The sequence below is a fragment of the Streptomyces longispororuber genome (assembly GCF_014656095.1).
GTDB lineage: Bacteria > Actinomycetota > Actinomycetes > Streptomycetales > Streptomycetaceae > Streptomyces > Streptomyces longispororuber.
Window position 1 is genome coordinate 1 of sequence record NZ_BNBT01000240.1, and the last position, 8184, is coordinate 8184.

At 71.9% G+C, this 8184-nt stretch carries 9 protein-coding genes, 1 tRNA gene and 1 pseudogene; 7 read left to right on the forward strand and 4 right to left on the reverse strand.

What is annotated here, in order from left to right; genetic code table 11:
* The 4 genes from IE330_RS36830 to IE330_RS36845 form a co-directional block, all read left to right on the forward strand.
* Nucleotides 1-329 (forward strand): hypothetical protein (locus IE330_RS36830; RefSeq protein WP_373314821.1); only part of this gene is annotated, 329 nt, incomplete at its 5' end.
* Nucleotides 330-719: 390 nt separating this feature from the next.
* On the forward strand, nucleotides 720-2054 hold the full coding sequence (locus IE330_RS36835; protein ID WP_190140545.1) for a helix-turn-helix domain-containing protein: 1335 nt from the start codon (nucleotides 720-722) through the stop codon (nucleotides 2052-2054).
* 10 nt (nucleotides 2055-2064) lie between these two features.
* On the forward strand, nucleotides 2065-2667 hold the full coding sequence (gene orn / locus IE330_RS36840; RefSeq protein ID WP_190140546.1) for an oligoribonuclease: 603 nt from the start codon (nucleotides 2065-2067) through the stop codon (nucleotides 2665-2667).
* A 111-nt stretch (nucleotides 2668-2778) separates the two neighbouring features.
* A tRNA-His gene (locus IE330_RS36845) sits at nucleotides 2779-2851 on the forward strand.
* A gap of 57 nt (nucleotides 2852-2908) precedes the next feature.
* On the opposite strand, the gene IE330_RS36850 is transcribed toward IE330_RS36845, so the two are convergent.
* From IE330_RS36850 to IE330_RS39505, 3 genes and pseudogenes are all read right to left on the reverse strand, one after another.
* A complete protein-coding gene (locus IE330_RS36850) occupies nucleotides 2909-3760 on the reverse strand; it encodes a helix-turn-helix domain-containing protein (protein ID WP_190140547.1) in 852 nt (283 codons plus the stop codon).
* Between the two features lie 24 nt (nucleotides 3761-3784).
* A complete protein-coding gene (locus IE330_RS36855; protein WP_190140548.1) occupies nucleotides 3785-4312 on the reverse strand; it encodes a DUF6879 family protein in 528 nt (175 codons plus the stop codon).
* A pseudogene (locus IE330_RS39505) lies at nucleotides 4284-4543 on the reverse strand (hypothetical protein). Before IE330_RS39505 ends, IE330_RS36855 begins: the two are co-directional and overlap by 29 nt.
* Before the next feature lie 225 nt (nucleotides 4544-4768).
* On the opposite strand from IE330_RS39505, the gene IE330_RS36860 reads away from it, so the two are divergent.
* Nucleotides 4769-5230 carry a hypothetical protein gene (locus IE330_RS36860; protein WP_190140549.1) on the forward strand — a complete coding sequence of 154 codons (462 nt, stop codon included), beginning with the start codon at nucleotides 4769-4771 and terminating at the stop codon, nucleotides 5228-5230.
* Nucleotides 5227-5430: a hypothetical protein gene (locus tag IE330_RS36865; RefSeq protein ID WP_190140550.1), complete on the forward strand. Its 204-nt coding sequence runs from the start codon at nucleotides 5227-5229 to the stop codon at nucleotides 5428-5430. The genes IE330_RS36860 and IE330_RS36865 overlap by 4 nt, the downstream gene beginning before the upstream one ends.
* A gap of 21 nt (nucleotides 5431-5451) precedes the next feature.
* Here the strand turns inward: IE330_RS36865 and IE330_RS36870 are convergent, their stop codons facing one another.
* A complete protein-coding gene (locus tag IE330_RS36870) occupies nucleotides 5452-6507 on the reverse strand; it encodes a LacI family DNA-binding transcriptional regulator (RefSeq protein ID WP_190140551.1) in 1056 nt (351 codons plus the stop codon).
* A 292-nt stretch (nucleotides 6508-6799) separates the two neighbouring features.
* Here IE330_RS36870 and IE330_RS36875 point away from each other — a divergent pair, with 292 nt between their 5' ends.
* Nucleotides 6800-8119, forward strand: coding sequence for an ABC transporter substrate-binding protein (locus IE330_RS36875; RefSeq protein WP_229926193.1), 1320 nt, complete (start codon nucleotides 6800-6802; stop codon nucleotides 8117-8119).
* Nucleotides 8120-8184 lie beyond the last annotated feature (65 nt).

The following is an 8184-nucleotide window of genomic DNA, read 5'->3' on the forward strand; positions in this document are numbered from 1 at the left end:
CCGGGGGCCCGCGGCACGGGGGCACCGCGGCCCCGGCGGCGGCCCCGCAGGAGTCGGCGAGCGACGTGGTGCGGTGGGCGGCCTTCTCCTGCGTCCTCGTCCCCGTGGTGCTGGTCGGCTACGGGACCTCGCTGGCCGGCGCCGCCGGGGCGGCCCTGGGGCTCGCGGCCGTCACCGGGGTGTGCCGGGTGCTGCTGCGGCAGTCCGAGCGCGGGGCGGCGCGGGCCCGCGCCGAGCGGCGCCGCGCCGCCGCCGGGCGGCCGTCCAGGGCGGCACCGGGGGCGCGCCGGGGCGGTCGGCACGCCGGGCCGAACGCGCCGGGGGACTGACCGATTCCGGCGCACTCCCCCGAATGTTTTCAGCCAACTTCCGGCTGGTCCGCATTCCCTGCCTGAACAGGGGGTCAACCCACGTCCCACCAGGGGTGAAAGGAGCGAAGAAGGCCTCCGCACCCTACGTTGACCGGCCACGGGGACGAGGCGCACTTCCCTGGGCGCCGCGGGAGTGCGACGCTTCGTGATCGAATGCTTCACGCCAAGTTGCCATGTCGACAATGCACCGGGTGCTGAACTGGTCACAGCGGCGTCACGTGACGCAGTAGATTCGATCTTGACTGTAGTACGGCGGGGGACTGGTGGAGGACCGAGGGGAAACGTGCAGGAGCGACAGCAAGCACGTAAAGAACAGGGAGCCGCGACGACCGAGGGGGGCTTAGCGTCATGAGCCACGACTCCACTGCCGTGCAGGAAACAGCGGCGCGGAAACTCTCCGGGCGGCGCCGCAGGGAAATCGTCGCGGTGCTGCTCTTCAGCGGTGGTCCCATCTTCGAGAGTTCCATACCACTCTCCGTGTTCGGCATTGACCGGCAGGACGCGGGAGTGCCCCGGTACCGGCTGCTCGTGTGCGCCGGGGAGGAGGGGCCGCTGCGCACCACCGGCGGGCTCGAACTCACCGCGCCGCACGGCCTGGAGGCCATCGCGCGCGCCGGCACCGTCGTCGTACCGGCATGGCGGTCGATCACGTCGCCGCCGCCGCTGGAGGCCCTCGACGCGCTGCGCCGCGCGCACGAGGAGGGGGCCCGCATCGTCGGCCTGTGCACCGGCGCGTTCGTGCTCGCGGCGGCCGGTTTACTCGACGGCCGCCCGGCGACGACCCACTGGATGTACGCGCCGACGCTCGCCAAGCGGTATCCGTCCGTGCACGTCGACCCGCGCGAGCTGTTCGTCGACGACGGTGACGTGCTCACATCCGCCGGGACGGCGGCCGGAATCGATCTCTGCCTGCACATCGTGCGCACCGACCACGGCAACGAGGCGGCGGGCGCGCTCGCCCGCAGGCTCGTCGTGCCGCCGCGCCGCGCGGGCGGCCAGGAGCGCTACCTGGACAGGTCGCTCCCGGAGGAGATCGGCGCCGACCCGCTGGCCGAGGTCGTCGCCTGGGCCCTGGAGCACCTCCACGAGCAGTTCGACGTGGAGACGCTCGCGGCCCGCGCCTACATGAGCCGCCGCACCTTCGACCGGCGCTTCCGCTCGCTGACGGGGAGCGCTCCCCTGCAGTGGCTGATCACCCAGCGGGTGCTCCAGGCCCAGCGGCTCCTGGAGACCTCGGACTACTCCGTGGACGAGGTCGCCGGACGCTGCGGCTTCCGTTCGCCCGTCGCGCTGCGCGGCCACTTCCGCCGCCAGCTCGGCTCCTCGCCCGCCGCCTACCGCGCCGCCTACCGGGCGCGCAGGCCCCAGGGCGAGCGGTCCCTCGACGGCGCGGGCGGCGGTGCCGCGGGCGGTGGGCCAGGACCGGGCGGCGTCCCGGCGTCCGCCTCCCCCGGGGTCGCCGCGGCGGAGGGCCCGGGACACGGCCACGGCGGCGGGCACGCCCCGCCACCGGGCCCGCACCCGGGCATGACGCCGGGGGCGGTCCCGACGCAGACCCGGCGCACGGCGGCGGCGAGCGCCTTCGGCGCCCCGGCGGGCCTGTCCATGGACGCGGGCAAGGCGCCCTCCGAGGCGTACGCGCCGGGGCGGGCGCCGCTGCCGGGGCAGAGGAGCGCGCCGTAGGGTTGGGCGCATGAACGATCGCATGGTGTGGATCGACTGCGAGATGACCGGGCTCTCGCTGACGGACGACGCACTTATCGAGGTGGCCGCCCTGGTCACCGACTCGGAACTGAACGTGCTCGGCGACGGCGTGGACATCGTGATCCGCCCGCCGGACGGAGCGCTCGAGACCATGCCCGAGGTGGTGCGGCAGATGCACACCACCTCGGGGCTGCTCGACGAGCTGTCCGGCGGCACCACGCTCGCCGACGCGGAGGAGCAGGTGCTCGACTACATCCGTCAGCACGTGAAGGAGCCCCGCAAGGCTCCGCTGTGCGGCAACTCGGTCGGCACGGACCGCGGCTTCCTGCTGCGGGACATGCCGACCCTGGAGAACTTCCTGCACTACCGCATCGTCGACGTCTCCTCCGTCAAGGAGCTGGCGCGGCGCTGGTACCCGCGGGCGTACTTCAACAGCCCGGACAAGAACGGCAACCACCGGGCCCTGGCCGACATCCGCGAGTCCATCGCCGAGCTGCGCTACTACCGCGAGGCGATCTTCGTGCCGCAGCCGGGCCCGGACTCGGACACGGCCAAGGCGATCGCGGCGAAGCACGTCCTGCCTGCGACGTAGCCCCTTTCCGGGCCTGGCGTACGGGGTCCGGGAAAGGTGTGCGCGAGCACCCCTCCGGACCCTGTACACTTTTTCTCGGCCGGTCGGAAGAACGACAAAGACCGGCACATGGTGGGTGTAGCTCAGTTGGTAGAGCACCTGGTTGTGGTCCAGGTGGCCGCGGGTTCAAGTCCCGTCACTCACCCTGAAGGATCAAGGGCCCGGTCTGCGGAAGCAGGCCGGGCCCTTGATCGTTCCCCGCTCAGTGCAGCGCTTCGATCGCGCGGAGGATGAGGCCCCGGGCCTCCGACCCGTAGACGGCCATCCCCCGCAGGCGTTCGAACGTCTCCACGTACTGGTTCACCTCGGAAGGCCGGGTGACACGTACCTCCGCCGACACGAGTTCCGTGGACACCAGCTTGTCGTCGTAGATGTGGAACGTCTCCTCCGGCCAGTGCGTCCGCTCGCCGCCCATGGGGATGACGCCGAGGGAGACGGCGGGCAGGGCCCCTGCCGTGAGCAGGTAGCCGAGCTGGGCGGCCATGGCTTCTGCTCCGGCGATCTGGTAGCGCAGGACTGACTCCTCGATCACCGCCACGAAACGATGTCCCGGCTCGTGGATGAGGCGGGAGCGTTCGACGCGTGCCCGCGCGGCTTCCGCGCTGTCGTCCACCGAGAGGTCGTGGGAGTAAGCGGCGATGCGGAGCACGGCAGCCGCGTATCCCTCGGTCTGGAGCAGCCCGGGCACGAGGCCGGAGGAGTACACGCGGAAGAGCGCGGTCTCGCGGAAGAACCGGACTCGGCGCTCCTGCAGGTGCCGCAGCCCGGAGCGCACCTGGTCACGCCACTGTTGATACAGCGTCTCGGCGTTGATGGACTGGACGATCAGGTCGTGTGCCTGATCACTGCGCCCGGTGGCGTCGCACCACCGGCGGATGTCGTTCGCCGACGGCCCGGTGAGCGCGTTCTCGATCCGGGACGTCTTGGAGTGGTGCCAGTCGCACGCGGCAGCTAGGTCGACGACCGTCATCCCGGCCTCCTTGCGGAGAGTGCGGAGTTGCCGGGCGACAGCTTCTCGGGCGGCTCGGGCCGAGGAGGAAGGCGAGACGGACATGGGCTGGCTGCCGGTGCTTCCTGGTCAGTCGATGCGGTACGCGGCGTGCGGTATGGCGCGCTCCCACACCGCCGCGAAGGCGTCCCCGCACAGCTTCGCGGCTGCGGGGTCCTCCGACGTCTCGTGTCCGACCAGCGCTCCGTCGCCCGAGAAGTAGCCCCAGCGGACGATACGGTCGTCGAAAAGCCAGAAGTCGTTGCCGGGCAGGCAGATGGTCGAGGCTCGACGGCGGGGCAGCCAGCGGACTTCCTCACCCGCGTGCGTGTTGACCTCGGTGGAAGCGTGCTCGTACCGGACGTAGTCGGATACGGGTTCGGACACGATGCGGGCGCGTCGCACAGCGACCCCGCGGGTGACGGCCCGGCTGACGAGGTCGACCCAGGGCGCCCAGCCCTCCGAGGAGGGATCGGTATCGAGCTCGCCGGTCTCCAGCCAGGTGCGGAAGTCGTCGGCTTCGGCGGCGACGCCGTACTGGTCCCGCATCTCCAGGTGCACAGCGGTCCGCGTGCAGTTGTCCATCAGCTCAGCGATCGTGGGTTCGCTCGAGGACATCGCACGCCTCCCTGATCATGTGGATCATCCTGGCAGGGATGCGGATCACCGCCTCGCCGTCCGGGACGCCGACGGCGTGACCGGGCGCCTCGAACGCGGCACATTCGGCTTGGACTTCGGGGGTCGGCTCCCACCCCTGGAGGACCAGTTCCCGCTTCTCCCGGTCGACCCACACGGTGGGGCTGTCGGCGGTCTTGGTATCGGGTCGATCCCGATGAACAGTAACGGCACGTCAGCCTCCGTGCGGCGTGTGCAGTTCTTTGCATCACCGTCGCGGGTGGACGTGCACCGGGTCAAGGGCACGAGCACCACGCACATGCGTGCGGGTCGCCGTCTGCACGGATCTGCACAACGCTGGTGGTCGGCTCCCGCGCGCTCTTAGCGTCGAAAGGCACAGCCAAGACCCCGGCGACCGAGCGAACGGCCCCGGGGCACGGCCGACCGGTTGGAGTCGACATGGCCGAGAGTACGACCACCGCGGGTGCTGTCATCTGGCTCACGGAAGCGCGTGCCGATGTCCGCAGAGCGCTCGCGGAGTGGGAGCGCGGTGACCTCGCGCCGGTCCCCGCCGGGGTGGCCTGGGACGTGGTGCGCGTGCCGCAGCGCACCGGCTGGCGCACCGTCCACCGCCTGCGCGCCGACGGCACCCTGCTCGGGCCCGTGCTGCACACCGTGACCCACGTCGAGGTCCTCGTCCCCGCGGGGACCGCGCGGTTCTGGTGCGCGCCCCGGACCACGACGCTCAGCCGCGGGGAATTCGTCGCCGCGCCGGATCCGGCCGTCATCGCCCCGCTCACCGCCCGCACCCGCTCCTGGATCGTGGCCCCGACCGCGCCCCTGGTCCTCACGGACCCCGACGAGCTGCGCGCCGCCTACCTGAGCGCGTACGAGGTGATGGAGGGGATGAGGGTCACGTGATCACTCGCAGCCTGTCCCCGCTGGAGCGGCGCGCCGAAGCCGCCTACCTGGTCCACCTGGAGCACCTGCGGACGTGCCCCCGCTGTGATCTGGGTTGGGCCGCCGAAGAGCGGTGCCGCGGGGGCTTCTACCTGCGGGAGGATCTGCGTCGGGCCAGGAGAGCCGTACTGCGGTACGAGCCGCCGCCGGGGCGTCGGTGACACGTCGCGCGGGGCGGTGGCTCAGGACGACGCCCGGTGCACCAGCTCCGTGGGCAGCACGATCCGGGGGCGGGTGAGGCGGCGGGTCGCGGGGGGACGGGGGTCGGCGATCTCCGCGAGGAGGACGTCCGTCATCGTGCGGCCCATCTCCGCTATGGGCTGGCGCACGCTCGTCAGCGGCGGGTCCATGTGGCGGGCGATGGCCGAGTCGTCGAAGCCCACCAGGGCCACGTCGTCCGGTATCCGGCGGCCCGCCCGGCGCAGCACCTGCCGGGCGCCCGAGGCCATCACGTCCGAGGCGGCGAACACCGCGTCCAGGTCAGGACGGCGGGCGAGCAGCTCCTCCATGGCCCGGCGGCCGCCCTCCTCGGTGAAGTCGGCGCGCGCCACCAGGGCCTCCTCCGGCCCGTGTCCCGCCTGGGCCAGGGCGTCGCGGTAGCCGTCGAGGCGGAGCTGGGCGCCGTACACGTCCAGGCGGCCGGTGATCGTGGCTATCGCGCGCCTGCCCCGGGAGAGCAGATGGGTGACGGCGGCCCGGGCGCCCGCGAAGTTGTCGGAGTCCACCGAGGCCAGCGGCTCGTCGGCGCGGCGGCGGCCGCTGATCACCGCCGGGACCTCGAGCTGCTCCAGGAGGTCCGGCAGCGGGTCGTCCGCGTGCACCGACACCAGCAGGACCCCGTCCACGCGGTGCGCCGACAGGTACTGGGCCAGGCGGCGGCGCTCCCGGTCGCCGCCCGCGAAGGTCAGTAGGAGCTGCATGTCGGTGTCGGCGAGCGCGGTGCCCACGCCGTGGACGATGTCCGAGAAGTACGGCTCGGCGAAGAACCGCGACTCCGGCTCGGGGACGACCACGGCGATCGAGTCCGTACGGTTCGCGGCCAGCGCGCGGGCCGCCGTGTTCGGTACGTAGCCGAGCTCGGCGACGGCCTCCTCGACGGCGGCCCGGGTCCGCTCGCTCACCCGGGGCGAGCCGTTGATCACCCGGGACACCGTGCCCCGGCCGACGCCCGCCCGCGCGGCCACCTCTTCCAGCGTGGGCCGGCCCCCGCTGCGCCCCTTGGGCTGACCACTCCCCATCAGTGCCTCCCCACGACGCGAAATCTAACAGCCCCACCCCGGCCACCAGCGTCGGCGCCGACGGCCCGCAACTCCTGCCGTCCGGTGCCTTGACACCCCCGCGGCGAGCCGTAACCCTTCAAGGCATCAATCATGGGAGCGCTCCCACTGTACTTGGCTCCTACACGACCCGCACGTTCCGTCCGAGCCGATTCTCCCCAGCTCATGGCTCTCCCACAGCAGTTGGCCGGTCAGCGGTACGTCGGAGCACCAGGAGGACACCATGCGCCACAGGACGCGTTACAGGACTCGAATGCCCCGCACGGCCGTGGTGCTCGCGGCCACCGCCGCCCTGGCCGCGGGGCTGCTCACCGGCTGCGCGGAGGACTCCGGCGACGAGCCCGGCGGCTCCTCGGGCGGCGGCGGAGGCGGCGGCAAGGGCGGGACCACCCTGACCGTCGGCGTGTTCGGCGCCTTCGGCCTCCAGGAGGCCGGTCTGTACGAGGAGTACGAGCGGCTCAACCCGGACATCGAGATCAAGCAGAACTCCGTCCAGCGCAACGAGAACTACTGGCCCGCGCTGCTCACCCACCTCAGCAGCGGCAGCGGCCTGTCCGACGTCCAGGCCGTCGAGGTCGGCAACGTGGCCGAGCTGACCGGCACGCACGCCGGCAAGCTGATGGACCTCGGCAAGGTGTCCGGCGTCGACAAGAAGGCCTTCCTCGACTGGAAGTGGCAGCAGGCCACCACCGAGGACGGCAAGACGATCGGGCTCGGCACCGACGTCGGCCCGACCGGCATCTGCTACCGCAAGGACCTGTTCGAGAAGGCCGGGCTGCCCACCGATCGCGAGGCCGTCGGCAAGCTGTGGGCCGGTGACTGGGAGAAGTACCTGGAGACCGGCGAGCGGTACCAGGAGAAGGCGCCCAAGGGCACCTCCTTCGTGGACGGCGCCACCGGCGTGATGGCCGCCGTGCACGCCTCCGGCGAGCGGAAGTTCTACGACGAGGACGGCGAGCTGATCTACAAGGACAGCCCCGGCGTCAAGGAGGGCTGGGACATCGCCGCCCGGTTCGCGAAGGCCGGTCTCACCGCCAAGCTGCAGCAGTTCCAGCCCAGTTGGGACCAGGCCTTCGCCAACGGCTCGTTCGCCACGATCACCTGCCCGCCGTGGATGCTCGGCTACATCAAGGACAAGGCCGGCGACAAGGCCGAGGACCAGTGGGACGTCGCCGCCGCGCCGAAGCCCGGCAACTGGGGCGGCTCCTTCCTGACCGTGCCCGAGGCGGGCAAGAACAAGGAAGAGGCGGCCAAGCTCGTGGCCTGGCTGACCGCCCCCGAGCAGCAGGCCAAGCTGTTCGACAAGCGGGCCAGCTTCCCGAGCGCCAGCGCGGCGTACGACCTGCCCGAGGTGAGGGACGCCAAGAACCCGTACTTCGGTGACGCGCCCGTGGGGAAGATCTTCTCCAAGGCCGCCGAGGGCGTGCCCGTCCAGCCGATCGGCCCCAAGGACGGCATCATCCAGCAGTACCTCGCCGACACCGGGATGCTCGGCGTGGACCAGAAGGGCACCTCGCCCGACAAGGCCTGGGACAAGGTCACGAAGACCATCGACAACGCGCTGGACCAGTGACCCGGTGACCGACATGCCGAGTGACACCCAGGCCGCCGCGCCCCCCGCCGGAGAGCAGGGCGCGG

Excerpts from the sequence above, each read along its gene's own strand:
- IE330_RS36835 (WP_190140545.1), top strand. The coding sequence starts at position 720 with ATGAGCCACGACTCCACTGCCGTGCAGGAAACAGCGGCGCGGAAACTC.
- orn (WP_190140546.1), top strand. The coding sequence starts at position 2,065 with ATGAACGATCGCATGGTGTGGATCGACTGCGAGATGACCGGGCTCTCG.
- IE330_RS36850 (WP_190140547.1), bottom strand. The coding sequence starts at position 3,760 with ATGTCCGTCTCGCCTTCCTCCTCGGCCCGAGCCGCCCGAGAAGCTGTC.
- IE330_RS36855 (WP_190140548.1), bottom strand. The coding sequence starts at position 4,312 with ATGTCCTCGAGCGAACCCACGATCGCTGAGCTGATGGACAACTGCACG.
- IE330_RS36860 (WP_190140549.1), top strand. The coding sequence starts at position 4,769 with ATGGCCGAGAGTACGACCACCGCGGGTGCTGTCATCTGGCTCACGGAA.
- IE330_RS36870 (WP_190140551.1), bottom strand. The coding sequence starts at position 6,507 with ATGGGGAGTGGTCAGCCCAAGGGGCGCAGCGGGGGCCGGCCCACGCTG.
- IE330_RS36875 (WP_229926193.1), top strand. The coding sequence starts at position 6,800 with ATGCCCCGCACGGCCGTGGTGCTCGCGGCCACCGCCGCCCTGGCCGCG.